Source organism: Streptomyces sp. NPDC051320 (assembly GCF_040682175.1).
Taxonomy (GTDB): Bacteria; Actinomycetota; Actinomycetes; order Streptomycetales; family Streptomycetaceae; genus Streptomyces.
Genome location: NZ_JBFBAL010000006.1, coordinates 241,310 through 265,864, shown reverse-complemented (window position 1 = coordinate 265,864; position 24,555 = coordinate 241,310). Strand labels below are relative to the sequence as shown.

31 protein-coding genes are annotated in these 24,555 nt (G+C 67.9%); 16 read left to right on the top strand and 15 right to left on the bottom strand.

Going from position 1 to position 24,555, the window contains the following annotated elements:
- Positions 1–34: 34 nt before the first annotated feature.
- The 3 genes from AB0M87_RS16025 to AB0M87_RS16015 all read right to left on the bottom strand — a co-directional run bounded on the left by AB0M87_RS16025 (position 35) and on the right by AB0M87_RS16015 (position 4,714).
- Positions 35–3,130: an FAD-linked oxidase C-terminal domain-containing protein gene (locus tag AB0M87_RS16025; protein WP_365853138.1), complete on the bottom strand. Its 3,096-nt coding sequence runs from the start codon at positions 3,128–3,130 to the stop codon at positions 35–37.
- 135 nt (positions 3,131–3,265) lie between these two features.
- Positions 3,266–3,592, bottom strand: coding sequence for a plasmid stabilization protein (locus AB0M87_RS16020; protein WP_365853136.1), 327 nt, complete (start codon positions 3,590–3,592; stop codon positions 3,266–3,268).
- A 165-nt stretch (positions 3,593–3,757) separates the two neighbouring features.
- Positions 3,758–4,714 (bottom strand): TIGR03557 family F420-dependent LLM class oxidoreductase, encoded by a 957-nt coding sequence (locus AB0M87_RS16015; protein WP_365853134.1) that lies wholly within the window; start codon positions 4,712–4,714, stop codon positions 3,758–3,760.
- Positions 4,715–4,937: 223 nt separating this feature from the next.
- Between AB0M87_RS16015 and AB0M87_RS16010 the strand changes: the two genes are divergently transcribed.
- The 10 genes from AB0M87_RS16010 to AB0M87_RS15965 all read left to right on the top strand — a co-directional run bounded on the left by AB0M87_RS16010 (position 4,938) and on the right by AB0M87_RS15965 (position 10,262).
- Entirely contained in the window at positions 4,938–5,249 is a 312-nt protein-coding gene (locus AB0M87_RS16010; protein WP_365853132.1) for a gas vesicle protein, read from the top strand.
- A gap of 79 nt (positions 5,250–5,328) precedes the next feature.
- Entirely contained in the window at positions 5,329–5,775 is a 447-nt protein-coding gene (locus AB0M87_RS16005) for a gas vesicle structural protein GvpA (protein WP_365853130.1), read from the top strand.
- A gap of 6 nt (positions 5,776–5,781) precedes the next feature.
- Positions 5,782–6,495 carry a GvpL/GvpF family gas vesicle protein gene (locus tag AB0M87_RS16000; RefSeq protein ID WP_365853128.1) on the top strand — a complete coding sequence of 238 codons (714 nt, stop codon included), beginning with the start codon at positions 5,782–5,784 and terminating at the stop codon, positions 6,493–6,495.
- 37 nt (positions 6,496–6,532) lie between these two features.
- On the top strand, positions 6,533–6,790 hold the full coding sequence (locus AB0M87_RS15995) for a gas vesicle protein GvpG (protein ID WP_365853126.1): 258 nt from the start codon (positions 6,533–6,535) through the stop codon (positions 6,788–6,790).
- 25 nt (positions 6,791–6,815) lie between these two features.
- Positions 6,816–7,331, top strand: coding sequence for a hypothetical protein (locus AB0M87_RS15990; RefSeq protein WP_365853124.1), 516 nt, complete (start codon positions 6,816–6,818; stop codon positions 7,329–7,331).
- The gene (locus AB0M87_RS15985; RefSeq protein ID WP_365853122.1) at positions 7,324–8,430 is read left to right on the top strand and encodes an SRPBCC family protein; all 1,107 of its coding nucleotides are present in this window, start codon (positions 7,324–7,326) and stop codon (positions 8,428–8,430) included. Before AB0M87_RS15990 ends, AB0M87_RS15985 begins: the two co-directional genes overlap by 8 nt.
- Before the next feature lie 35 nt (positions 8,431–8,465).
- Complete coding sequence (locus tag AB0M87_RS15980) at positions 8,466–8,864, top strand: gas vesicle protein (protein WP_365853120.1); 399 nt, start codon at positions 8,466–8,468, stop codon at positions 8,862–8,864.
- Positions 8,861–9,709 (top strand): GvpL/GvpF family gas vesicle protein, encoded by an 849-nt coding sequence (locus AB0M87_RS15975; protein WP_365853118.1) that lies wholly within the window; start codon positions 8,861–8,863, stop codon positions 9,707–9,709. The genes AB0M87_RS15980 and AB0M87_RS15975 overlap by 4 nt, the downstream gene beginning before the upstream one ends.
- Positions 9,706–9,933 (top strand): gas vesicle protein, encoded by a 228-nt coding sequence (locus AB0M87_RS15970; RefSeq protein WP_365853116.1) that lies wholly within the window; start codon positions 9,706–9,708, stop codon positions 9,931–9,933. The genes AB0M87_RS15975 and AB0M87_RS15970 overlap by 4 nt, the downstream gene beginning before the upstream one ends.
- An 8-nt stretch (positions 9,934–9,941) precedes the next feature.
- Entirely contained in the window at positions 9,942–10,262 is a 321-nt protein-coding gene (locus AB0M87_RS15965; RefSeq protein WP_365853114.1) for a gas vesicle protein K, read from the top strand.
- A 13-nt stretch (positions 10,263–10,275) separates the two neighbouring features.
- Here AB0M87_RS15965 and AB0M87_RS15960 read toward each other — a convergent pair whose 3' ends face one another.
- From AB0M87_RS15960 to ctaD, 8 genes are all read right to left on the bottom strand, one after another.
- Positions 10,276–11,166: an SDR family oxidoreductase gene (locus AB0M87_RS15960; protein WP_365853113.1), complete on the bottom strand. Its 891-nt coding sequence runs from the start codon at positions 11,164–11,166 to the stop codon at positions 10,276–10,278.
- A gap of 56 nt (positions 11,167–11,222) precedes the next feature.
- Entirely contained in the window at positions 11,223–11,423 is a 201-nt protein-coding gene (locus AB0M87_RS15955) for a CDGSH iron-sulfur domain-containing protein (protein ID WP_365853111.1), read from the bottom strand.
- On the bottom strand, positions 11,407–12,090 hold the full coding sequence (locus AB0M87_RS15950; RefSeq protein ID WP_365853109.1) for a HemK2/MTQ2 family protein methyltransferase: 684 nt from the start codon (positions 12,088–12,090) through the stop codon (positions 11,407–11,409). Before AB0M87_RS15950 ends, AB0M87_RS15955 begins: the two co-directional genes overlap by 17 nt.
- A gap of 77 nt (positions 12,091–12,167) precedes the next feature.
- Entirely contained in the window at positions 12,168–13,145 is a 978-nt protein-coding gene (locus AB0M87_RS15945; protein ID WP_365853106.1) for an iron-containing redox enzyme family protein, read from the bottom strand.
- 23 nt (positions 13,146–13,168) lie between these two features.
- The gene (locus tag AB0M87_RS15940; RefSeq protein WP_365853104.1) at positions 13,169–13,768 is read right to left on the bottom strand and encodes an NAD(P)H-dependent oxidoreductase; all 600 of its coding nucleotides are present in this window, start codon (positions 13,766–13,768) and stop codon (positions 13,169–13,171) included.
- Positions 13,769–13,835: 67 nt separating this feature from the next.
- Positions 13,836–15,497, bottom strand: a complete 1,662-nt coding sequence (locus AB0M87_RS15935) for a cytochrome bc complex cytochrome b subunit (protein WP_365853102.1) — start codon at positions 15,495–15,497, stop codon at positions 13,836–13,838.
- A gap of 40 nt (positions 15,498–15,537) precedes the next feature.
- Complete coding sequence (locus AB0M87_RS15930; RefSeq protein ID WP_365853100.1) at positions 15,538–15,927, bottom strand: cytochrome c oxidase subunit 4; 390 nt, start codon at positions 15,925–15,927, stop codon at positions 15,538–15,540.
- The gene (ctaD, locus tag AB0M87_RS15925) at positions 15,924–17,684 is read right to left on the bottom strand and encodes a cytochrome c oxidase subunit I (RefSeq protein WP_365853098.1); all 1,761 of its coding nucleotides are present in this window, start codon (positions 17,682–17,684) and stop codon (positions 15,924–15,926) included. The genes AB0M87_RS15930 and ctaD overlap by 4 nt, the downstream gene beginning before the upstream one ends.
- A 94-nt stretch (positions 17,685–17,778) precedes the next feature.
- Here ctaD and AB0M87_RS15920 point away from each other — a divergent pair, with 94 nt between their 5' ends.
- Positions 17,779–18,135 carry a DUF6479 family protein gene (locus tag AB0M87_RS15920; protein ID WP_365853096.1) on the top strand — a complete coding sequence of 119 codons (357 nt, stop codon included), beginning with the start codon at positions 17,779–17,781 and terminating at the stop codon, positions 18,133–18,135.
- A gap of 27 nt (positions 18,136–18,162) precedes the next feature.
- On the opposite strand, the gene AB0M87_RS15915 is transcribed toward AB0M87_RS15920, so the two are convergent.
- Together AB0M87_RS15915 and AB0M87_RS15910 are read right to left on the bottom strand one after the other, a co-directional pair.
- Positions 18,163–18,972 carry a VOC family protein gene (locus AB0M87_RS15915; RefSeq protein WP_365853094.1) on the bottom strand — a complete coding sequence of 270 codons (810 nt, stop codon included), beginning with the start codon at positions 18,970–18,972 and terminating at the stop codon, positions 18,163–18,165.
- Between the two features lie 58 nt (positions 18,973–19,030).
- Positions 19,031–20,005, bottom strand: a complete 975-nt coding sequence (locus tag AB0M87_RS15910; RefSeq protein ID WP_365853092.1) for an LLM class F420-dependent oxidoreductase — start codon at positions 20,003–20,005, stop codon at positions 19,031–19,033.
- A gap of 384 nt (positions 20,006–20,389) precedes the next feature.
- On the opposite strand from AB0M87_RS15910, the gene AB0M87_RS15905 reads away from it, so the two are divergent.
- The 5 genes from AB0M87_RS15905 (at position 20,390) to AB0M87_RS15885 (ending at position 23,603) form a co-directional block, all read left to right on the top strand.
- The gene (locus tag AB0M87_RS15905; protein ID WP_365853090.1) at positions 20,390–21,445 is read left to right on the top strand and encodes an FUSC family protein; all 1,056 of its coding nucleotides are present in this window, start codon (positions 20,390–20,392) and stop codon (positions 21,443–21,445) included.
- Between the two features lie 64 nt (positions 21,446–21,509).
- Positions 21,510–22,202: an HAD family hydrolase gene (locus AB0M87_RS15900; protein ID WP_365853088.1), complete on the top strand. Its 693-nt coding sequence runs from the start codon at positions 21,510–21,512 to the stop codon at positions 22,200–22,202.
- 110 nt (positions 22,203–22,312) lie between these two features.
- Complete coding sequence (locus AB0M87_RS15895; RefSeq protein WP_365853086.1) at positions 22,313–22,501, top strand: hypothetical protein; 189 nt, start codon at positions 22,313–22,315, stop codon at positions 22,499–22,501.
- A gap of 71 nt (positions 22,502–22,572) precedes the next feature.
- On the top strand, positions 22,573–22,944 hold the full coding sequence (locus AB0M87_RS15890; RefSeq protein ID WP_365853084.1) for a VOC family protein: 372 nt from the start codon (positions 22,573–22,575) through the stop codon (positions 22,942–22,944).
- 5 nt (positions 22,945–22,949) lie between these two features.
- Entirely contained in the window at positions 22,950–23,603 is a 654-nt protein-coding gene (locus AB0M87_RS15885) for an endonuclease (protein WP_365853082.1), read from the top strand.
- A 39-nt stretch (positions 23,604–23,642) separates the two neighbouring features.
- Here the strand turns inward: AB0M87_RS15885 and AB0M87_RS15880 are convergent, their stop codons facing one another.
- Both AB0M87_RS15880 and AB0M87_RS15875 read right to left on the bottom strand, forming a co-directional pair.
- Entirely contained in the window at positions 23,643–24,026 is a 384-nt protein-coding gene (locus AB0M87_RS15880; RefSeq protein ID WP_365853080.1) for a hypothetical protein, read from the bottom strand.
- 50 nt (positions 24,027–24,076) lie between these two features.
- Positions 24,077–24,478, bottom strand: a complete 402-nt coding sequence (locus tag AB0M87_RS15875; RefSeq protein WP_365853078.1) for a phage holin family protein — start codon at positions 24,476–24,478, stop codon at positions 24,077–24,079.
- Positions 24,479–24,555: the final 77 nt, after the last annotated feature.

Sequence of the window (24,555 nt, the reverse complement as noted above, 5' to 3'; positions counted from 1 at the left end):
TTCAACCGTCCGTCCCACGCTGTTCGGCCGCCGCTCATCCACGCCTGCGGCGCACGACGCCGTAAGCCAGGGCCGCGGTGGCGGCGAGCGCCGACGCGGCCCCCGCTGCGACGAGCCGGGCGTCGGACGCCGATGCCTGCGGGCGGGCCAGCAGCCGTTCCGGGTGCTCAACGGGCAGGTGCCCGTCCAGGCCCAGGGCCAGCGCCTCCGCCAGATGCATGGCCCGCCGCCCTGATCCGCCCTGCTCGATCTGGGTACGGCAGCTGAAACCGTCCGCGAGCACCAGTGCGCCGGGAGCGGTGTCGCGTACCGCGGGCAGCACCCCTTGCTCGGCGATCGTCATGGACAGGTCGTGGTGGCCTTGTTCGAATCCGAAATTCCCGGCGAGACCGCAGCACCCCTCGTCCAGCACATCGGCGTCGATACCGGCCCGCCGCATCAGTTCCCGGTCCGCGTCGTCCTTCAGCACCGCGTGCTGGTGGCAGTGCGTCTGCACGGTGGCGGAGCGCGTGAGGTTCGGCGGCTGCCAGCCGTCCGGGGCGTGGTTGAGGAGCAGTTCGGAGAAGGTCAGGAACTTCTGGGAGAGCCGCTGAACGTCCTGATCGTCGGGCATCAGCTCAGGGGCGTCCGCACGGAAGACGGCCGTGCAGGACGGTTCCAGACCGATGACGGGGGTGCCCGCCTCGATCCAGGGCCGCAGGACATCCAGGGTGCGGCGAAGAACGCGCTTCGCCGTGGCCAGCTGTCCGGTGGAGATCCAGGTGAGGGAACAGCACACCGCTTCGGTCGGCACCGCGACGCGGAATCCCGCGTCCTCCAGTACCCGCACCGCCGACTTCGCGATGTCCGGATGGAAGTAATTGCTGAAGGTGTCGGGCCACACCACGACGGTGCGCGGGTCGGCCGGGTCCGGCTCCTCGACTTGGCGCCTCTGCCACCACTGGACGAAGGACTCCTGCGCGAAGACCGGCGCCTCTCGCGCCGCCGCCACCCCGGCCAGGGCCTTCCCGGCGCGCGCGAGTCCCGGAGCCCGCAACGAAGCATTGACCAGCCGTGGAGCGAGCCGTGACAGACGTGCCCACAGCGGAAGCCAGCCCAGCGAGTAGTGCGCGGCCGGACGCAGGCGCCCGGCGTAGTGGTGGGACAGGAACTCCGCCTTGTACGTGGCCATGTCGACGCCGGTCGGGCAGTCGGATTTGCAGCCCTTGCAGGCCAGACAGAGATCGAGGGCATCCTTGACCTCGGTGGAGCGCCAGCCGTCGGTGATGGCGGAGTCCGCGTGGCCGCCCAGCATTTCGAAGAGTAGCCGGGCCCGCCCCCGGGTGGAGTGCTCCTCCTCCCCGGTCGCCCGGTACGACGGGCACATCACCCCGCCGCGGTGCGACCGGCAGTTACCGATCCCGACGCACCGCATGACCGCCCGGGTGAACGAGTGGTCGTCCTCGGGATACCCGAAGTGGGTGTCCAAGGATTCCGGCCGCCAGCTCGCTCCGAGGCGGAGGTTCTCGTCGACCGCATAGGGGGCGGTCACCTTGCCGGGGTTCATCCGATTGTCCGGGTCGAACAGCGCCTTCATCTCTCCGAACGCGCCGACCAGCCGCTCACCGAACATCCGGGTCAGCAGTTCACCGCGCGCCTGCCCGTCGCCGTGCTCGCCCGACAGCGACCCCCCGTAGGAAGCAACCAGGTCCGCTGCCCGGAAGAGGAACTCGCGGAACGCCGCGACGCCCTCCGCGTTCTTCAGCGCGAACGGAATGCGGGTGTGCACGCAACCCTGCCCGAAGTGCCCGTACAGGGAGGGGTGATCGTAGTCGAACTCGGTGAAAAGCTGCTTCAGATCGCGCAGATAGTCACCGAGCCGGTCCGGCGGTACGGCCGAATCCTCCCAGCCCTCCCAGGTCTCGCGGTCGTCCGGCGGCCTGGCGGTCACGCCGAGGCCGGCCTCCCTGGCCTTGAGCATCTTCTGCTCGCGTGCTGGATCGTCGGAGAACGCCACCGTTCCGTCGTCTTCGCTGCGTCCCAGCGCTCGCAGCAGCGCATGGCCCTGTTCGTCGACGTCGTCCTGGCTCTCGCCGCTGAACTGCACCAGCAGCCAGCTCTCCCCTTCGGGGAAGGCGGCCAGGGATTCCAGGTGGGCATGCTCCTCGCGCATCAGCTGCGCCATCCGCCCGTCCAGGGCTTCCAGCTGGGTCGGAGTGCAGTGCTCCAGGAGGCGTGGTACGTCGTCGGCTGCGGTGCAGATGTCGTCGTAACCGAGGACCACCATGGACTCGTACGGCGGAGCCGGCACCAGGTCCAGCTCGGCGTGCAGCACGGTGACGAGGGTCCCCTCGCTGCCGACCAGCGCCCGGGCGAGATGGAAGCCGTTCTCCGGCAGCAGCGAATCCAGGTTGTACCCCGAGACGCGGCGCGGGATGTCCGGGAAACCGCGCCGGACGTCGGCCATGCAGCCGTCGATGAGTGTCTTGAGGCCGCCGTAGAGCTCGCCCCGCCGTCCACCGGCCGTCACCGCATCCGCTAGCTCCTCCGGAGAGGTCGGACCGACCCACGACCGGAAACCGTCGTAGGTCAGGATCTCCAGGCGGCGCACGTTGTCGACGGTTTTGCCGTACGCCTGGGCAGACGCACCGCACGAGTTGTTGCCGACCATCCCGCCCAATGTGCAGTGACTGTGCGTGGCCGGCTTGGGACCGAACTTCAGCCGGTGTGACGCCAGCTGCCGGTTGAGCTCGTCCAGCACGAGCCCCGGCTCGACGACACAGGTCCTGCGCTCGGGATCGACCGACACCACCTTGTTGCAGTACTTCGTCCAGTCGATGACGACAGCGGTGTTCGTGCACTGGCCGCCCAGACTGGTCCCGCCTCCCCGGGAGAGCACCGGCGCGCCGAACCGAGCACAGACCGCGACCGCCTCGGCCCCCGCATCGACGCTGCGCGGGACGACCACGCCGATCGGCACCTGCCGGTAGTTCGAACCGTCCGTGACATAGGCACCCCGGCTGCCCGCGTCGAACCGCACTTCGCCGTCGACCCGCTCACGCAACACCCTCTCCAGCGCCGTGACGTCCAGCTCGGCCTGCTTGCTCGCCGCACCTTCACCGTCGGGTGATGCCTTGCGTGTCGCGGTCATGGGCACCTTCCTCGTAAGGGTCTGCCGGGTAGGGGTCTTCCGGGCCTCGCACTGTTGTGTCTCTTCGCGCGACTACCCGGCCGGATCACCGTTACGCGATCGCGCCCGTGTCGGTTCTGGGTCCTGCGGAGGACCTCAGCGTCCGACGGCCTTGGCGAGCTCTGCCTTGTTCATCCTGGACCGTCCGTCGACGCCGCGCTTCTTGGCCTCGGCGTACAGCTGGTCACGGGTCGGACCCTCGGAGCCGCTGTGTGAGCGCTCGCCGCCACGCTGGGGGGCCGATTTGCTGTCCTTGGTGGAGGTCTTCGATGCCTGCTTGGACTCGCCCGACCGGGCTCGCTCCTTGTTCACCGTTCGCGCCGCCATCTCCTTCGCGCGCTTCTCGGACGCGCCGTGCTCCTCCGCGCCTTCCTTGATGTGCTCGTACTGTCGTTCGCGCTTCGCGCTGGATCCTCGTGGCATGGCGTGATTCCTCCTTCTTTCGGGGTCGGGCATCGTCGGGCAGAAGGGCCGAAAAAAGGCCTTCGGTCAACGAGTGCCCGCTGCGGCGCAGGTATCACATCGTGCGGTGAGAACACCCCCACACCATGTGGGGCAGACGGACGAATAGCCGCTGCCTCCACATGGTCAGCCGGTCAGCTGCGGCAACACCTTGGTGCGGTAGAAGTCGAAGAATCCGCGCTGGTCCGGCCCGATCTGGTTGATGTGGACCGTGTCGAATCCGGCTTCCACGTATGTGTTCAGCACCGCGATATGGGCGTCCGCGTCATCCCCGCAGACGACGTTCTCGGCGATCCGGTCGCGGGTGACGAGTTCGTTGGCCTGCTCGAAATGGCGGGGAGTCGGAAGGATCTGCGGCAGCTCGCCCGGCAGCTGTTCGTTGGCCCACAGCCGGTGTGCCGTCCGTACAGCCTCCTCACGGTCCGTACCCCAGCACACCTTGACGCCGGCCATGACCGGCTTCGTGCCGCCGCCACTGCGCCGGAAGTGCTCGATGGACTCGGATTCGGGTGCCATGGTGATGAGCCCGTCACCGATCCGGCCTGCGACGGCCGCGGCCTGCGGGCCGAAGGCGGACACATCGATCGGGACCGGTTCGTCGGGACAGGTGTACAGGCGGGCGTTCTCCAGGGTGTAGTGCGTGCCCCGGTGGCTGCTCTGTTCGCCGGTGAACAGCATCCGCATCACCTGGACCGCCTCCTCGAGCATCTCCAGCCGCACCGATGCTTCTGGCCACGGACCACCCAGCACGTGCTCATTGAGGGCTTCGCCCGTACCCACGCCCAAGCGGAAGCGCCCCTCGAGCTGGACGGCGGCGGTGGCTGCGGCATGCGCCACCACTGCTGGATGCGTACGAATCATCGGACAGGTCACCGCTGTTTCCACCGGCAGCGATACGGCTTGGGAGAGCGCACCGATCACGGACCAGACGAAGGGGGACTCTCCCTGTTCGTCATTCCAGGGATGGAAGTGGTCAGAAATCCACAGTGAGGTGAAGCCTGCCTGTTCAGCCATCCTGGCCTGATCGACCAGGGCAGCCGGACTGTGCTCTTCGCTGGACAGAAAATAGCCGTAATCCGTCATAACTCCTCCTGCGGGCAAGGTTGCCCACCGGGTGACCGGCTGCCCGGTGCGGAAACATCCTCCCGCGCGTCGTGGTCCCGCCTTCGTCACGCGGACGAAGCCCCGCCTTCGTCACGCGGACGAATACGTTCGAACAGCCCGGGCACGCGCTCTGTCAGCCGCACATGGCGGCACGCCGGACTTCACAAGAAGTCCTGGGAGACGCGACGAGAAGTCACTGCATATGACGGGCGGAATCATGGCGACGACGGATGACAAGGACGGCGGCAATGGTCAGGAGCGCCTCGATGTCTCCACCGCAATCCGCCGCGCTGCGGCCCAACTTGCCGAATTGCTGCAGCGTGAGCCCAGTTCCGTCTCGTCGTTGAAGGCCACGGACCAGGGCTGGTCCGTGGACGTAGAGGTCGTGGAAATCGAGAAGATCCCCGACACCGCCAGCGTGATGGCTACTTACCGTGTCTCGCTCGACCCTCAGGGTCAACTCGTCGGATACGAACGCACTCGTCGGTACGCGAGGGGCCAGATCGACCGCTGATCCTCGATCGGCTCGACGCATACCGACCGGAGTCCCGCGGAGAAGATCACCAACGGTTCCAGCGGAAAGGACATTCACCATGAGCATGGTGCAGCAATCCAGTTCAGTGAGCAGCAGCGGAGGCGGCTCGGGCAATCTGTATGACGTCCTGGAGCTCATTCTTGACAGGGGGCTCGTCATCGACGCCTTTGTCCGGGTCTCCCTCGTCGGCATCGAAATACTCAAGATCGACGTGCGGGTCGTGGTAGCCAGCGTCGACACCTACCTGCGGTTCGCGGAGGCCTGCAACCGGCTGGACCTCGAATCCGGGCGCAAGGCACCGAGCCAGCTCACCGACCTGGTCGGAGAGGCGACTGAGAGCGGAGCCAAGGGCAAGTCGAAAGGGGCGCTGACCGGCGCCGTCGAGGCGTTCAGCGACTCCCTGCAGCGCGGCCGGGACGGATCGGACGAGAACGAGAAGGAAGAACGCCCCGCCCGCAAGTCCGCGTCGAGCAGTCGCCGTACTGCAAGCCGCCGAGAGGAGTAGTCCCCAGTGTCCACCTACGTCTACGCCATCACCGCAGCCGACCACCCAGTGAACCTGGCCGACGTCGCAGGCGTCGGAGAGCCGGCCGCGCGACTTCGCACGGTCAGGACGAAGGAGCTCATCGCCGTCGTCAGCGACGCACCGGCGGACCTGCGGGCCAAGCGGCGTGATCTGGTCGCGCACCAGACGGTGCTGGAGCGGCTGATGACCGACGGCGCCACGCTGCCGATGCGGTTCGGCCTCGTGGGACCCGACGACGATCAGGTGATCGCGGTCCTGGGGGAGCAGCGTGACGCCTACCTGGACCGGCTCAAGGAGGTGGCCGGGTGTCGCGAGTACAACGTCAAAGTGGCTCGGGATGAGGAGGACCTCCTGCGGGAGATCGTCTCCGAGTCCGACGAGATACGGGAGCTGAACGACAGGACCCGTCAGGACCCGGCGGCACACGACGGCAAGGTGGCTCTCGGCGAGCTCGTTTCGGCCGAGGTGCAGGCTCGCGAGGAGCGGGCGCGCCAGGAGCTCGTGGCCCGCCTGACGCGGCACGCAGCGAGGGTCTCGATCGGCGAGCCGGCCAAGACCTACTTCCTCAATGCCTCCTTCCTGGTCAGGCAGGAGGACGCGGCCACCTTCTCCCAGTCGGTGCACGAAGAAGCCGAGGAACGGGGCGACGTCTATACGTTCTCCGTGAACGGGCCGCTGCCGCCCTACAGCTTCGTCTGATCCCGTCGGCCGAGTCTGCTGGAGGGAGGGCCCTGCCATGGGCCTCATCACCAACATCCTGACGCTCCCGCTGGCACCTGTGCGCGGCACGGCCTGGGTCATCGACCAACTGCTGGTGACCGCCGAGCGGGAGTACTACGACCCGGCGCCGGTGCGCCAAGAACTGGCCGCGCTCGAGCGGGAGCTCCTGAGCGGCGGCATCGACGAGGACGAGTTCGACCGCCGCGAGGACGAGCTGCTGGACCGCCTGGAGTGGCTCGAAGCTCACTACCGGCGCCTGCAGAGCCCCACCTGACGATGCATGAGAAAGGTGACGTGAGATGAAAGGCAACGCAAAGATAGGGGTGGCCCTGGCGGGGGGCTACCTGCTGGGCCGAACCAAGAAGGCCAAGATGGCCATCGGCCTGGGCATGTTCCTGGCGGGCAAGAAGCTCAGTCTGGACCCGGCGCAGCTGGGCAGGCTGGTGGCTGACTCGCCGGCCCTCGGCCGTCTCAACGGCCAGGTGCGCAAGGAACTGGTGGAGGCCACGAAGTCGGCTGCCACCTCGGCCCTCACCCAACGCGCGACCGGACTGGCTGATTCGCTCCAGAAACGGACGCGAGCACTCGACGAACCGGATGACCGGGACGGACCGAGCGATCGCGATGAGTCGGACGACAGGGAAGAAACGGATGATTCGGCCGGGGAAAAGACCTCGTCCGGTGCCCGTCGCGCCCGCAACACGTCGGGGCGTGCCCGTAAGAGCGCGTCGGCGGCAGGCAAGTCCACTTCCGGCACGCGTAAGGCCGCCTCACGAACCCGTACGACGAAGACACGGGGAGGCCGCGATGAGTGACTCCGCTTTCGGCAAGTGGAAGGACGAGGTGGCGCGGAATCCGGCCACCGACCGGCTCAAGGAAGAGCTGCACGATTATCTGCGGGCCCGTGCCGAGCACACCGTCACGCGTCTCGGTCAGAAGCTGGGGGAGAGCGTCGGAAAGCTCGCCGAGCCCGGGCAGGCCACCGGTGGGCTGGCCGGGAGTCTGGCGAAGGGCGGACGCGCCATCAGCGAGGGCAAGTCACCGGCCCAGGCGGCGCTCTCGGTGGGGGCATCCCACCTCAAGGACACCCTCGGGGAGAAGGTCAAGGGCATGTTCGGCAAGGGTCGCAAGGGCGGCGGAGGCAAGTCCAAGAGTGTGACGATCGTCGAGGACATCGACGTGGGCGTGCCGGTGCGCGAGGCGTACGACCAGTGGACCCAGTTCCAGGAGTTCAGCACCTTCGCCAAGGGCGTCGTCAGCGTCGAGAAGGCCGACGACACCAGTAGCAACTGGAAGGTGAAGGTCGCCAAGTCCACGCGGAGTTGGAAGGCCAATGTCACCGAGCAGGTGGCCGACGAGCGGATCACGTGGACCACGGAGGGCGCGAAGGGGACAGTGAAGGGCGTAGTCACCTTCCACCGCATCACTGACAACCTGACGCGGGTACTGCTCGTCCTCGAATACTTCCCCAAGGGGCTCTTCGAGAAGACCGGCAACATATGGCGCGCACAGGGCCGCCGTGCGCGACTCGACCTCAAGCTCTACCGGAAGTTCATCATGATGCGCGGCGAGGCCACCGACGGCTGGCGCGGGGAGATCCGGGACGGCGAGGTCGTGGTGGAACACGACGACGCGGTGGAGGACGAGGAGGCACGCGCCACGGAAGACGAAGACCTCGACGAGGAATACGCCGAGGACGACGAGTTCCCCGATGAGCAGGACGACGAGGCCGAGGAGGACGCCGCCCCGGAAGCGGACGCGCAATCGGAGGCCGACGCCGAGCCGGAAGCCGAGGCCGAGGCCGAGCCGGAACCGGCACCCGAGGCCGAGGACCGGTACGAGGACGAAGAGGAAGAAGAGGAAGAAGACCGGCCGGCCCGTACCCGGCGCCGTACCGCATCGGCTCGTCGCTGATTCGAGCAGACAGCAAAGACAGGGGCTGAATTCACGTGTCCGATTCACTGGCGGGCCGTATGGGGTCCCCTTCCGGCATTTCTCCTTACGGCCAGCAGGGGTCCTCTGCCAACTTGGCAGACATCCTTGAGCGTGTCCTGGACAAGGGCATCGTCATCGCGGGCGATATCCAGATCAACCTGCTGGACATCGAGTTGCTGACCATCAAACTCAGGCTGTTGGTCGCATCCGTGGACAAGGCCAAGGAAATGGGCATCGACTGGTGGGAGCACGATCCCTCGCTCTCCTCCGGCGCCCGCCCACCGGGACAGGTGGACCGGCAGAGTGCCCCGGCAGCCGGTGAGGAACTGGTGCAGGAGAACGCCCGTCTCAAGACCGAGCTGGCCGAACTCCGCAGGGCTGCGGGGGCCGACAGCGAAGGAGAACGGCAGTGAGTACCCCTTCCCCGGCCCCCACGACCTCTGCAGCGGAGCTCTCCTACGTCTACGCCGTCGGCCGCGCCGGGACGCCCCTGGACGGCGCGGCCGATCGGGCGGCCGGTCTGGACGGTGGCAGGCTGCGCACGGTGCACGCGGACGGTCTGGTCGCATGGGTGTCGTCCGTGCCGCGGGACACCTTCAGCAGCGAGGGCATGCAGGCGCAACTGGAGGACCTGGAGCGGCTGGAGGCGATCGCCCGTACGCACCACGCGGTGGTGGAAGCCGCCTACGCGTGCGCGACGGTCCTGCCGATGCGCCTGGCGACGGTCTATCTGGATGACGCACGGGTGGCCACCATGCTGCAGGAGCGTCACCGGGAGTTCGGTGAGCTGCTCAGCCGGCTGGAAGACCACGTCGAGTTGGGCGTCAAGGTGTACGCGGACCCCCGGGAGACCGGCCGCCGGGACGCGCAAGCCCCGACCGGCACCCTCGTCCCGGCCTCGCCCGCCTCGCCCGGACGGGCCTATCTGCAGCAGCGCAGGGCGGCGCGGCGCAGCCATCAGGATGCGCACCGAGCGGCCGGCTCGCTCGCTGCCGCCGTGCCCGACCGGGTGGCCGCCCTGGTCACTGCCAGGGTCGTGCACCGGCCGCAGCAGGCAGAACTGGCCGCTGCCGCGGGTGAGAACATCGCCAATGAGGCCTACCTGGTGCCTGCGAACGGTGTGGCGGGCTTTCGCAGTGCGCTGTGCGCGCTGGCCGATGACGTGCCCGGGGTACGGATCGAGGTCACCGGCCCCTGGGCGCCGTACTCCTTCGCCACCCCACCCGCCACTGCGGCACGTACGGAGGACCCACAGTGAACGACGCGCTGCCCGCCCGTGACGTCGGCGTCGGGGGCTTCCCCGCTGCGGAGTCACCCGCAGGACGCCAGGTCGCCCTCATCGATCTGCTGGACCGTCTGCTGAACGGCGGGGCGGTCCTCACCGGCGACCTCGTCCTGTCCATCGCCGATGTCGACCTGGTGCACATCAATCTGCGTGCGGTCATCCGCTCCATCACGTCCGACGAACCCGCCCCCTGGTGAGGAGTGACATGACGACCCAGCAGCCCCGGCAGACCGGTGAAGCCGACATCGCACGGCGTCTGGGAACAGATCCCGAAACGGTGGAACGTGACCTCATCAAACTGGTGCTCACCATCGTGGAACTGCTCCGTCAACTCATGGAAAGAACCGCCCTGCACCGAGTGGACCAGGGCGACCTGAGTGACGACCAGGAGGAACGCATCGGGCTGACCCTGATGATCCTGCAGGACCGCATGTCCGAACTGTGCGAGCGCTATGGACTGACCATGGACGATCTCAACCTGGACCTGGGGCCGCTGGGTTCCCTGCTTCCCCGCAACGAGTCATGAGCGCCCGAGGGGGTCAGGGCAGTGGCGTCCCCCCTGTTGCGTTCATGATTTCGCCGGTGATGAAGCCGGCCTGCGCCGACGCCAGAAAGACGTAGGCAGGCGCCATTTCGGCCGGCTGGGCCGGGCGGCCGAGTGGGCTCTGTTTGCCGAACTTGGCGGTGTCCTCCAGCGTCGCCGGGATCAGCGGGGTCCACACCGGGCCCGGGGCGACGGCGTTCACCCGCACTCCGTCCGAGGCGACCATCTGTGCCAGGCCCTGGGTGAAGGTGACGATGGCACCCTTCGTCATCGCGTAGTCGAGCAGATGGGGGCTGGGCTTGTAGGCCTGCACCGAGGTGGTGTTGATGATGCATCCGCCGGCCGGGATGTGCGGCAGCGACATCTTGCACAGCCAGAACATGCCGTAGAGGTTGGTGTGCACCACCCGGTCGAACTGCTCGGTGGAGATGGCGCTGATGCCCTGCGGCTGCCCCATCTGATAACCGGCGTTGTTGACGAGAACGTCGATCCGTCCGAACTCCGACACCGCCTTCTCGACCAGCGACCGGCACTGTTTTTCGTCGCGGATGTCGCAGGGGACGGCCACCGCTCGACGGCCGGCCCCCTCCACGAGACGTGACGTCTCCCGCGCCTCGTCCTCCTCCTCCGGCAGGTGGGTGAAGAGAACATCGGCGCCTTCTCTCGCGTACGCGAGGGCGACGGCGCGGCCGATACCGGAGTCGCCTCCCGTGACCACGGCCTTCCGGTCCGGCAGCCGCTCGCTGCCTCGGTAGGAATCCTCCCCGTGGTCGGGTGGCGGGTCCATGGGGCCGGTCCACCCCGGATGCGGCTGGTCCTGCTGGGGGAATTCCGGCTGCGGGTGCAGATTCGTGGGGTCCTGAGGGGGACCGGCTGCGTTCGACACCTCTGTTCCTTCCGTTGGGTTCCGAATTCTTCTCGCGGTGGTCCGTGCTCGGCTGCCTATGCCTTCGCTCGGCGGCGGTGGCTGGTGTCGCACCACGGGTAGATGCGGCTGCGGCGGCACATGCAGACCGCGACGACGCAACGGTCCGAGACGGTGACCCGGCCGTCGGCGTCGACCACCTCGACCGGACCTTCGACGAGCAGGGGGCCGTCGTCGTTGAGTGTGATGCGGCGAGGGCGCTCAGAGTCGTTCGGCACGGATGACCACCAGCTCTTCCTTGTGTTCGTCGGCTGCCAGCAGACCCTGCTCGTGCAGCCATGCGCGCCGGGAGCGCAGCACCGGCCCGATCGGCACGAACGCACGGTCGCTGATTTCGGCCTTCAGCCCGCCGTACGACAGGCGATCCAAGGTGAGTGCGGGATCGCACAGGGAGGAGTGCACCATGAGCAGGACACCTCCGGGCCGCACCACCGAGGGCGCCGCGCTGCAGACGCGGTCGATGACGGCGCGGCCGTCGTTCCCGGCGTCCCAGGCGCGCGCCGCGCCCCGCGCGGGAAGCCGCGAGGCCGGCCCCGGTACGTACGGTGGGTTGCAGATCACCAGGTCGTAGGCGTGGCCGGTCAGCGATGCGGTCAGATCGCCGTGGCGGACCCTGATGCGCTGACGGGAGAGCAGCGCGTTGAGCCGTGTGGTCACTACGGCCCGCCAGGCGATGTCCACCGCCGTCACTCGCGCGCCTCGTCGCGCAGCGCGCACGGCCAGGGCACCGGTACCCGTGCCGAGATCCAGGACATCCATACCGGGACCGACCTCCTCGCGGCCCATGGCCGCCAGGAGGATTCGCGTGTCGTGCTGCGGTGCGTACACACCGGGAAGCGTCAGCAGGCGTCCCGGTCCGGACAGGGTGGCTGTTTCAGTGGACATCACGACGGCTCCATCAAGTGCGATCACTCCTTCGGACGCAGAGGTGCGGGTCTCCTCAGCGAACCAGCATCCTCATCTCAGCGCATTCCGGGACGCTGCCAGGCCCCCAGCAGACGCTCGGCCAGCCGGTCCTCGGCATAGGACGTCGCGGTGATGCCGAACGCGACATCCGACGCCAGCTCCGGCTCCTCCTGGAGAAGCCCGCCGATGACCTCGTGGCGGACCACCTGCTCATGGACGGCATCGGCTTCGACATGTTCCGTGTAGAAGAATTCGGCGGCGGGCCCCGCGCCGGTGCGTTTCATCGCCGCGGCCAGACGGCGGGAGGCGGGCGACGAGGTGATCTCGACAGCGGCGAAGTGGCCCACGAGCGAGCCACGGAGGCGGCGGTGCAGCCCGAACAGCGACATGAGATTGACCAGCGCCAGCATCTCCGCGTGTCCGTCCTCGAGATAACCGCCGTACGTGGTGTCGAGGCCCAGGCCGGCCATCAGGTTCGCGAACAACTGGGCGTGGACCCTCTCAGCTCGCCCGCCGCCGTACTCGTCGTACTCGACGGCGGCCATGCCGGCCTTGGCGCGCCCGTGCAGCCGGGGGAGCACCCAGGCGTGCGGATCGGCCTCCTTGAGGTGGTACAGCGACCGCTGCATCACGTACTCGCGTACCTGCCACAGCTCTCCGCGCTCCTCGAGGAAGTGCGGCACCCCGGTGCCATGGGCCGGCTCGACGAGGATGCCCGCGAGCGCGTCGTCCACGTCGGTCGGACCCGTCACGTCCGTGCGGAGCGCTTCCAGATAGCGCCGCTCCAGGGCGGCCCGGGCGGTGAGCAGCGCCGGGTTCCATTCGAGAGCGGGGTCCACGCCGGCGAAGCCGCGGTAGTGGAGTTCGTAACAGAGATACAGGGCCAACTGGAGATCGTCGCCGTAGGCGTCCGAAGCCGCCACGGACCCTGGGGCAGGGAGCAGCTCTCCATCGCCGCGGAGGAAGCTGATGACGGCTGCGGAGATTTCGCCCCGCGCCGTGGGCAGGGCCGGCTCGTTCCGGATGTTTCCCATGTTCTTCACCCGCCTCGGCGGCGTCAGCTTGCCGGATAGGGGTCGGCCTGCAGTCGACTCGCCAAGTGGGCGGCATTCACGGCCAGTTGCTTCGTCGTCGCCGCTACGGCCTCCGGTGTCTCCGGCAGATCCTGATAGTCGGTGCCCTGCATGGCCTCACCCACCCAGTAGGTGGCGGCGCCGGGCGCCATCGAGAATCCGACATCGTTCAGAGCCTGGAACAGGTCGGCACTGATCTTGTGCGCGCCGTCCTCGTTGCCGGTCACACACACCGCGGCGACCTTGCCGTAGGTGAGCAGCCGGCCCTCCTCGTCGGTTTCCGACAGTTCGCCGTCCAGCCGCTCCAGTACGCGCTGTGCCACGCTCGACGGATGGCCGAGCCAGATCGGCGTGGCGAGGATCAAGATCTGGGCGTCCATGATCTTCGCGCGGATCATCGGCCACGCGTCACCCTCGCCCATGTCGACCTGCACGCCGGGGCGGACATCGAAATCCGCGATCCGGATGGCCTCACCCGTCACGCCCTGCTGGTGGAGCGACTCCAGAACCTGGGTCGCGAGGAGAAGAGAGCTCGACCGGTCAGGGGACGCCTTCAGGGTGCATACCAGCGCGACTGCGCGCAAAGGTGTGTTCTGCATGGCACGCGGGTACCCCGGCGATTGCCATTGATAACCAGCCGAGGCCCCACCGTCACTCCTGCTCCTTCTCGGCCAGGGCGGGCGGAGCGGTAACGGCAGTGACGTGTTGCTGCTGCACGGGGGTGAGGGGTGTGGTCACACGATCCCGGTAGAACCAGAGGCTCAGAGCGGCCCGCAGGCGGCTCCGCCGCGAGGGCGCCACCTCGGGGTCGGCCTCGATGGCGAAGGGTTCGGGGAGGTCGCGCACCAGGAGCGGCAGCAGCTGCGCGCTCGTCAGGGGCAGGTGCGCCTCGTGCATGCCGCCCTGGACGTCCTGGGCGATCTCGGAACTGGGGTCGCCCTTGGTGACCCGCTCGCGGTCATGGGCCTGCAGAGCGAGACACATTCGCTTGGTGACGAGGAACGCGACGATCGGAGCGAGCACCAGAGAGACCCGGAAGATCCAGGTCAGCACGTTCAGGGAGATGCCGAACGTCATGGCGAGCACATCGTTGCCGCCGGCCAGTAGCAGAACGGCGTAGAACACGATGCCCGCGACGCCGAGTCCGGTGCGGGTGGCCCGGTCGCGAGGCCGGTCGCACAGATGGTGTTCGCCGGCGCCGCGCGTCACCCATCGCTCGATGAAGGGATACGCGTAGAGGGCCCCGAACAGGAGCCCGGGCAGGAGCACGGCGGGCACCAGCACGTTCCACATGACCGTATGGCCCCACAGGTTGGTCTCGAAGGGCGGCATGATGCGCAGCGACCCTTCGAGGAAACCGATGTACCAGTCCGGCTGGGAAGCAGTGGACACCTGGTCGGTGCGGTAGGGGCCGTAGACGTAGACCGGGTTGATCTGTGCGACGCCGCCCAGGACCGCGAGCAGACCGAAGACCGTGAGGGACAGGCCCGCCGAACGGACGGTGAAGGCCGGGAACATCGGCGTTCCCACCACATTGCTGTTCGTCTTCCCCTGCCCGGCCCACTGGGTGTGCTTGAGGTAGACGACCAGCACCAGGTGCAGCGCCACCAGGGCGATGATGGCGCCCGGCACGAACAGGACGTGCAGGGCGTACAGCCGGGAGATGATGATGTGTCCCGGAAACTCCCCGCCGAAGACGAACATGGTCAGGTAGGTGCCGAACACCGGAATCGACTGAAAGACGCCCTGGGCGATGCGCAGCCCGGTTCCGGACAGCAGATCATCGGGCAGCGAGTAGCCGCAGAAGCCCTCGAGCACAGCCAGGACGAACAGGGTTACACCGATCAGCCAGTTGCTCTCACGCGGTTTACGGAATGCGCCGGTGAAGAAGATCCGCAGCATGTGCACGGCGACGGCGGCGACGAACACCAGGGACGCCCAATGGTGCATCTGCCGGATGAGCAACCCGCCGCGGACTTCGAAGCTGATCCGGAGTACGGACGCATACGCTTCCGATACCGGGACGCCTTGCAACGGCGTGTACGCGCCGGCGTACGGGGCCTCCGTCATGCTCGGAGTGAAGAAGAACGTGAGATAGGACCCGGTGATGACCAGGACGAGGAGGCTGTAGAGCGCGAGTTCCCCGAGCAGGAAGGACCAGTGCTCGGGAAACGGCTTGCGCAGCAGCTCTCGGCCCGCTTCGGCCACCGGCAGACGACTGTCCAGCACCACGAAGCCCTTCTGGGCCGACACCCGCGCCTTCGCCTTCAGCTGTGCCTTCCTCTGCTGCGCCTTCCTTCGCGCGAACGGCATGGCTGATCCTCGATCCTCGTCCGGTGTGCCCGTCTGCTGGTCACGCTTCTCGGTTGTTGTACTGGAAGACGAATCCGGCGACGCCCGCCACCAGGACACCCACTCCGATGAAGAACAGCCAGATCCCGAAGACCACGCCGAGGCCGGTCAGCGCCGCGCCGGCCGCGGTCAGCGGCGGGGTGTAGCTGCGCGCCGGGAAGAAGGCCAGCGGCCCGCTCGCCTCGTATGTCTGTGCGTCCTTGCGGTCCTGCAGGCGCTCACCGCGGCGCACATGCTGGGTCCACAGGAAGAAGGCGATGAGCGAGGACATCAGAAACGAGACGATGAGGGCGGCGAGGCCGGCCGGCTCCCTGGAGAACCAGCCGTAGATGACGGCGGTGATCGCGAAGAACAGGGCGATCCCGCAGAAGAGGAACGACTCGTACCTCACCGCGTCACCCCCCGCCGGGGTCTCAGGTCCGGTGTATCGGGCGTCGCCGGGCCATAGGTGGGCACCGAGGGATGGTGGAGGTCGAAGGCCGGCGAGTCGCTGCGGATGCGGGGGAGTGCGTGGAAGTTGTGCCGGGGCGGTGGACAGCTGGTCGCCCACTCCAAGGACCGGCCCCACCCCCACGGGTCGTCGCTGGTCACCTTCTCGCCGTACCGGTGCGTCTTCCAGACGTTGTAGAGGAACGGCAGGGTGGACATGCCCAGCAGGAACGCGCCGATGGACGAGACGGTGTTGAGCGCGGTGAATCCGTCAGCGGCCAGATAGTCCGCATACCGTCGGGGCATGCCCATCGCGCCGAGCCAGTGCTGGACCAGGAAGGTGGTCTGGAAGCCGACGAAGAGCGTCCAGAAGTGGATTTTCCCGAGGCGTTCGTCCAGCATTCGGCCGGTCATCTTCGGCCACCAGAAGTAGAAGCCGGCGAACATGGAGAAGACCACGGTCCCGAACAGGACGTAATGAAGATGCGCGACGATGAAGTAGCTGTCGGTGACATGAAAGTCGATCGGGGGTGAGGCGATGAGGACACCTGAGAGCCCGCCGAGCAGGAAGGTGACCAGGAAGCCGACTGCCCACAGCATCGGAGTCTCGAAGGACAGCGAGCCGTGCCACATCGTGCCGATCCAGTTGAAGAACTTCACTCCGGTGGGGACAGCGATCAGAAAGGACATGAGGGAGAAGAACGGCAGCAGTACCCCCCCGGTCGCGAACATGTGATGGGCCCAGACCGTCGCTGACAGGCCGGTGATGGCGGCCGTGGCACTCACCAGGCCGATGTACCCGAAGGTGGGCTTCCGGCTGAAGACCGGGAAGATCTCGGTGACGATGCCGAAGAACGGCAGCGCCACGATATAGACCTCCGGATGGCCGAAGAACCAGAACAGGTGCTGCCACAGGAGCGCTCCGCCGTTGGCGGGATCGAAGACGTGCGAGCCCAGTTTTCGGTCGGATTCCAGAGCGAACAGCGCAGCCGTGAGTACCGGGAAGGCCAGCAGCGCGAGGATTGATGTGAACAGCGTGTTCCAGGTGAACAGCGGCATTCGGAACAGCGTCATCCCGGGCGCCCGCAGGCACACGATCGTGGTGATGAAGTTGACCGCCCCGAGAATCGTGCTGAGTCCGGCCACGATCAGCCCCATCGCCCACAGGTCGGCGCCCGAACCGGGGGTGTGGATCGCACTGTTCAGCGGCGCGTAGGCGAACCAGCCGAACGACGCGGCACCGTTCGCCGTGAGGAAACCGCCGATCACCATCAGTCCGCCGAAGAGGAAGACCCAGTAGGTGAAGGCGTTCAACCGCGGAAACGCGACATCGGGGGCCCCGATCTGCAACGGCATGATCGCGTTGGCGAAGCCGGTGAACGTCGGCGTCGCGAAGAGCAGCATCATGATCGTGCCGTGAATGGTGAACAGCTGGTTGTACTGCTGGTTCGACCAGATCTGCAGCCCCGGACGGGCCAGTTCGGCGCGCATCCCCATCGCCAGCACGCCGGCGAACAGAAAGAAGCCGAAGGAGGTGACCAGGTACATGCTGCCGATCTTCTTGTGATCGGTGGTCGTCACATAGGAGAGGAATGCCTGCCCGGTCCGCAGTCGCCCTTCGCTCGAAGACAGGCGGGAGTCCGGGGGGGTGTCCACATCCTTCACGGGGCCTCCAGCGACGCCGGCAGCAGCCGGTCGCGGCTGTGCCGTCGCGGACATACTGGGGCAAAAGATGAGCATCGAAGGGGAAGCCACGCCGCTTCGGACGAGGAATATCTTGTTATCGGGCATCTCTTCCGGGTAGCCGCCCCCTATGAACTCGACGTACTGGGAATCTGCTGCCTCATCAGGAGCGGGCGTCTACCTCTTTCCCTTGGTGGGCCTCATCGTGGTCGGCGTACTCATCGCCGCCTTCGTCCGGGAGCGCCGAGTGAGGGCTCGTCAGACCCGCACGCCATTGCCCGAGGAGCACCCTGGACTGCCGGAAGGCGGCCCGGTGTTCGAGACCAGGGAGAACCGTGAGCCGGAGGAAGTGCCACGCCAGGAGCACGGTCGGCTCACTCCGCACCAACTGAAGGGGCACAGTACGCGCGGCAGCACCTCCGAAGAACCGCGGGATGCGAACGAGGACTCCGGCGGTGGCTTCGGGAGCGGCGGGCTCGGCGGCTGACAGCCGGGCCGGGTGTCGCCCCGCTGCTCACTCCGGAGAGGGACGCGTGGTGACGGTGAACCGGGCGCCGTCGGGGTCGCGCAGCGTGGCCTCGGTGGCGTCCGTGCCGTCCGCATGAGGCCGCGGAAGAACGGAACCGCCGTTGCGTTCCGCGGCCCGGGCGGTCGCTGCCACATCGGCGACCGGGAAGTGAACGTCCCAGCGGGGCCGGAGGTCGGGGTCCGACGCGGCCCCTTCGGCGCCGGAACTCAGTCGCGCCAGCGTATGTCCTTCGCTGCGCAGGACCACTTCCCCGCCTTCGAAGTCCACTTGGCAGGAACCGGGGCGGTCGCTGGCCCAGTCCAGGACCTCGCCGTAGAAGATCGCGGCGTCGAAGGCATCGCGAGTGCGCAGGCCCAGCCAAGCCGGGGTGCGCCTGCGCCACAGCGCCCAGTCCGTCGGTAGCTGCCCCTCCCAGATGCCGAAGGCCGCCCCGTCCCGGTCCGCGGCCAGCGCTCCCCGACCCACCGAAAGGGACAGCGGCCCGACCGCCACGGTGCCGCTGCGTTCGCGGATACGGCTGACCGTACGGTCGGCGTCCTCCACCGCGAAATAGGAGGTCCACGCGACGGACCGTTGCATGGACGGTGCCACTGTTCCGATGCTGGCGACCGGAACCCCACCGGAGACCGCCACGGTGAACTCGTCTCCCAGTCCTGTCGGCCGGTACTCCCAGCCCAGGACCGCACGGTAGAAGTCCCGGGCGCGGTCCAGGTCCCGGGCGGTCAGACTCACCCAGCAGGGCGCCCCGAAGACCTCGCCGCTCGACTTCACGCCGGCAGCTGCGTGCACTGTCATTCTCTCGTCCTCTTCCGGCGTCCTCTTCGGGATGCCTGGCCGGGGCGGACCCGCGGTGTCAGTCGGCCCGGAGTTCGCGCAGCGCGGGCAGCAGTTTGCGTTCGGCCCAGTCCAGGTACGGTTCCTGCTGATCGCCACCGACCTGCACGAGCGCTACCTCGGTGAAGCCCGCCTCGACGTACGGCCGTACGGCCTCCACGAACATGTCGACGTCGTCGCCGCACGGGATCGACTCGGCCACGTCCTCGGGCCTCACGAACTGCGTGGCCCCGGCGAAGCTGTCCGTCCCGGGCAGTTCGGAGTTGACCTTCCAGCCGCCGCCGAACCAGCGGAACTGCTCGTGCGCCCGCGCGATCGCCGCGTCCCGGTCCGTGTCGAAGCAGACCGGGACCTGCCCGACCCTGGGCTTGCCCGCGCCGCCGTGCCGCTCGAAGGCGTCGATGAGTTCGCTCTTCGGCTCGGTGGAGATCATCAGGTCGGCGAGGTGCCCGGCGATCTCGCAGGACCGCTTCCCGGACACCGCGACACCGATCGGCGGGGGTGTGTCGGGCAGGTCCCAGAGCTTGGCCTTCTCGACATCGAAATGGTTGCCGTGATGATGGACGACCTCCCCGGCGAAGAGGGCGCGGATGATTTCCACGGCCTCCTCCAGCATCTCCAGGCGGACCGGCGCGGTGGGCCAGCCCTGCCCGACGACATGCTCGTTGAGGTTCTCGCCGGATCCCAGCCCGAGGCGGAAACGCCCCCCGGAGAGGAGCTGCATCGTCGCCGCCTTCTGGGCCACGATCGCGGGGTGGTAACGGGTGGTCGGGCAGGTCACGTACGTCATCAGCGGGATGCGCGTGGTCGCCTGGGCGGCGGCACCGAGCACGCTCCAGGCGTACGGGGCGTGGCCCTGGCTGTCGAGCCAGGGAAAGTAATGGTCCGAGGTGACGGAGAAGTCGAACCCGGCCCGTTCGGCACCGACCACCTGATCGACAAGCTCGCGCGGACCGGCCTGTTCGGTCATCATCGTGTATCCGATGTCCACCATGGTGCTCACCTTTCGACTCATGCGCGACAGAGGCGGAACGGCCCGTTCGATGTACGGCGGTGTACGGCTCTCCCCGACCTTGCCCCGCCCCGTGCGGGCGCGCAACGCGGACGGCTGAGTCCCGCGTGCCCCGGCGCGTCTCCTTCATGCGGCTCCGTGGTGGATGAGCTCCGCGCCTGTGGGTACCGGGCCATGGGCCACCGGATGGCCGGTTGTGGCTGTGCCGGTCGACAACACAGTGGGCGGACGCGGAAACGGGAGTGAGGTCGGTTGGCGGTGCGGGAGCAGTGCTGTGCTGCGGCTCGGTGGCTGGGCTGGGAGCTCGCGGCGGTCGGCCGTACCGCCCGTTCCGCGGTCAGGCACCCGGGCCCGGAGCGCGACACCATGGTGCAGTCGCTCAAAGCTGCGGCGGCGGCCATCATCGCCTGGACGCTGACCGGCTGGTGGCTGAAGGCGCCGTTGGCGCTGATGGCGCCCTGGACCGCCGTCGCGCTGGTCGCCAGCACCGTGTACCGATCCTTGCGTTCCGGGGTGCAGCAGTTCGCGGTCATCGTGGTCGGCGCGCTGTGGGCTTCGGGGGCATTGGCCGTGACCGGGAATTCCACCCTGGGCGCCATGACCATCACCCTGCCGTTCATGGTGCTGCTCGGCAATTACCGCCGGCTCGGCAGCCAGGGCATGTACGGGGCCACCACCGCTCTCTTCGTCATCACCTACGGTGCGTCCACGCTGAGCGATGTCGGCCACCGGCTGCTCGAGACGCTGATCGGTGCCGCGGTCGGTGTCGCCATCAATGCCTTCATTCTCCCGCCGGTGCATCTGCGCAGTGTGTACGACAATCTGCAGGCGCTGGCCGGCCGCAGCGGGGAGCTCCTGGCCGAGGTCGCCGAAGGGCTCTGTGCGGAGGACGGGCTGGCGGGAGCCGCCGGATGGCACGACCGTGCCTGGCGGCTCGGTCAGACGGCTCAGGCACTGGCCGACGCCCGGCAGTGGACCACGGAGAGCCTCCGGTTCAATCCGTTCCGTCGCCTGCGCCACCACGTCCCCCTGCCACCTCCGGCCGAAGTGGACGCGGCCTGGGAGCGGGTGGGCGGTCATCTCGTCGCCATCACCCGCACCCTCGCGAGGGCCGCGAACGAGGACACGCCCCTGCCTGTTCCTTCGTCCGCGTACCTGGCCCGCTGGGCCGAAGTGGCGGAGCAGGCAGCGATCGTGTGCCGTGTGGACGCCGAGATCATCGAGGGATCCGGACGGTCACAAACCCTGCAGGACCAGCGGGACGCCGCGCTGAAGGAGGCAATGTCCGCCCACCGTTCGCTTACCACCGACTTTCAGCGGGAAGACGGAACAGCGGTCGCGGTCGGTGGCGAACTCGTCGTCGAGACCCAGCAGCTGCTGGGTGAACTGGCAGCGCTGGCCGACTCGCCCGCCCCGGGGTGACCGGCGCCCGTTGGCACCCGCGGAAGTCCCCATGCACACTCGGGAACACGAACAGAGGTGACTTATGAGGCAGCAGCAGGACAGTGCCGCAGTGCTGTTCGATGTGGACGGCACCTTGATGGATACCGTGTATCTGCACACGGTGGCGTGGTGGGAAGCGCTGCGGCAGAACGGACATCGGGTGCCCATGGCCGCCGTCCACCGTTCGATCGGCATGGGCAGCGATCACCTGCTGAACCGGTTGCTCGGCGAAGACCGCGAGCGGGACGGCGATCAGGCGATGAGCGCCGCGCACGATGCTCTCTACGCCCAGTACTGGTCACGGCTGGAACCGTTGGACGGAGCAGCCGACCTGCTGAAGGCCTGCGCCGACCGGGGGTGGTCCGTTGTTCTGGCCAGCTCCGCCTCGGCCGACGAATTCCAGGTCATGAAGGACGCACTCGGAGCCGACAGGGCCATCGACGCCGGCACCAAGGGCGACGATGTCCGGAGGAGCAAACCCTCACCCGATCTGGTGCAGCAGGCCCTGAAACGGGCAGACGTGCCGCCGGAACGGGCCGTGTTCGTCGGTGACGCGGTGTGGGACGCGCAAGCAGCCCGCCAGGTCGGCGTCCGCAGCCTGGGAGTGCTGTCCGGCGGAATCTCCCGCCAGGAACTCCTGGAGGCGGGCGTCGAGGAGGTCTATGACGACCCGGCGGACCTGCTGGCGAAGATCGAGCAGAGCCTGTTGAGCAGTCCGGAGCGACTGGCGGGCTGAGAGCCATACGCCGGCCCGTCGCGGGTGGAGGGACAGGCGCGCATGGCTGCCCCCTTTGCGGGTAAATGTACCTACACATATATGTCTCAGGCCACTATGAAGGGGCTCTCGTGGTGAACAGCGAGAACGACGACGAGTTCTACGCACGCGATCGGCCGGAGCATCCAGAGCTCCCGGAAGACCGGCCGCGCGGAGGCCAGCCAAGGGAACCGGTGCAGCACCGCGGATCCTGGACCGTGGCTGCCATCGTCATCGGCGTGATCGTAGTGATCATCGTCGGGGTCGCGCTGTTCCCGTAACCGCACGGGTGGTTCGAGCGGGCGCCGGGGGCACTCGAGGATGACCGCAGACCGACGCCTTGGAGGTTGTGATGCCGGTTGCCACGTTTTGTCTGGTGGCATTGGACTGCCCCGACCCGGAGTCACTCGCTCGCTTCTACGCCGACGTGCTCGGGGGAGAAGTGAAGCACGACAACGGGGAGAACTGGTTGGAGCTCCACGCACCGGACGGAGTGCGACTCGCCTTCCAGTGTGTCCCCGGGCACCGGCCACCGGAGTGGCCACGTGCCGACGCCAACTCCCAGCAGCTGCACCTCGATTTCAAGGTCGTGGACATGGACCGGGCACAGGAACAGGTGCTCGCCCTGGGAGCTACCCCGCTCGACCTCGATGACGGCGGAGGCGAGCGTGACTTCCGTGTCTACGCCGACCCGGCAGGCCATCCGTTCTGCCTCTGCCGGTGACACGGATGCCCACGCAACAGGACACGACAAGGGCCCTGCTCGACACGTGCGGCCGCACGTTCGCCGCGGAGGCAGGCATCGGGCTGCGGGACACCCCTCAGCCGCTGTACCGGCTCCTCGTACTCGCCTGTCTGCTGAGCGCCCGGATCCGCAGCGGCGTCGCCGTGGCCGCCGCCCGGGATCTGAGCGAGTCGGGTATGCGTGACGCGCGCAGTATGCGTGCGGCCGGCTGGCAGGAACGGGTGGATTCGCTCGGCCGCGGCGGCTATCGCCGGTATGACGAGCGCACCGCGACGCAATTGGGTGACGGCGCGCAACTGGTGCTGGACAAGTACGGGGGCGACCTGCGGAAGATGCGCGGCGAGGCCGACGGAGACGTCGGGAAACTGCGCCGCCTGCTGCAGGAAGTCCAGGGGCTCGGTCCGGCCGGCGCCAACATCTTCCTGCGCGAGGTGCAAGGCGTCTGGACGGAGGCCGCCCCCCTCCTCGATGCCAAGGCACTGCAGGGAGCAGCGGCCGTCGGGCTGCCCGAGGACGCCCGCAAACTGGCACGGCTCGTCGACACCGACGTGCTGCCCGCCTTCGCGGCCGCGCTGGTACGCGTCGCTCTCGACAAGAAGGCCGCTGCCCGGGTACAGGAGGCGGCAGAGCACCGATGAGCGACTCCCGCCGTGGCTGATGCGGTCATGGCGGTGCCGTTAGGGCTGCGTCTCCTGATGCATCCACCGGTTGTGCCAGGCCATGGCGCTTCTGATGTCCGGGAGCATGAGTCCGGTCGTTCGGCCCAGCTCCTCCGCGGTGAGACCGTCGGGATGCTGGTCCAGGGCACGGGAGATCTTGCCCGCCCAGAGTTCCTCTTCGATGAACGGCCGCCGACGATACTGGTCCCGCAGGGCGTTGAGATGTTCCTCGCAGCACGCGGCGAGGAAACGCAGACCGTCCAGCCACTCCTTCCCGGCCTGGACCGCCGACGAATCCGGCACGTAGGCATAGAGCGGAAGGCCGCTCAGAATGGCCGTACCGCACGCATCACACAGCTCCGGCAACGCTCGCTCGCCGGGGGTCTCACGTTTCCTCATCATCACCCCTGTCCGCCCGTCGGCACGCTCCCGGAAGGTCTCTCCAGGGCCGGTCAGGTGGCGCCGGGCTCCCCGGGCGTGCTGCGACGTGCCTGGTCGAGGGCTGCGTCGGACACATCGGCGACGGCTCGCAGTTTCTTCAGGCCGATGACTGCCAGGGTAGCTCCGGTCGCGCCGTAGACGGTACACAGCACGGCGGCGGCGGACGCGCGGGGCAGCACCCTCTCCAGCCCGCGCAGGGCTGTCTGATGGGCTGCCGCGACAGCGAGACCTCCGCAGAGCGCCGCTCCGCCCAGCAGCCCCGCGCCGATACCGGCGCGCTGCAGGGTCGCCGTGAGTTCCTCACGTACCTCACGCAGCTGCTGGCGGACGAGTTCCGTGGTGTCCTCCGTCAGCCGGGCCGCAGCGTCACCCAGCCGCCGTCCGTCCTTCGCTTCCGCGCTGTCGTCCGCCATGCTCACTGCCCGCTCCTTGGCCTCGCCGTTCGCGTGAGTGTTAGCCGGAGTTCCCCGTCCCACCAGGGACAAAACAT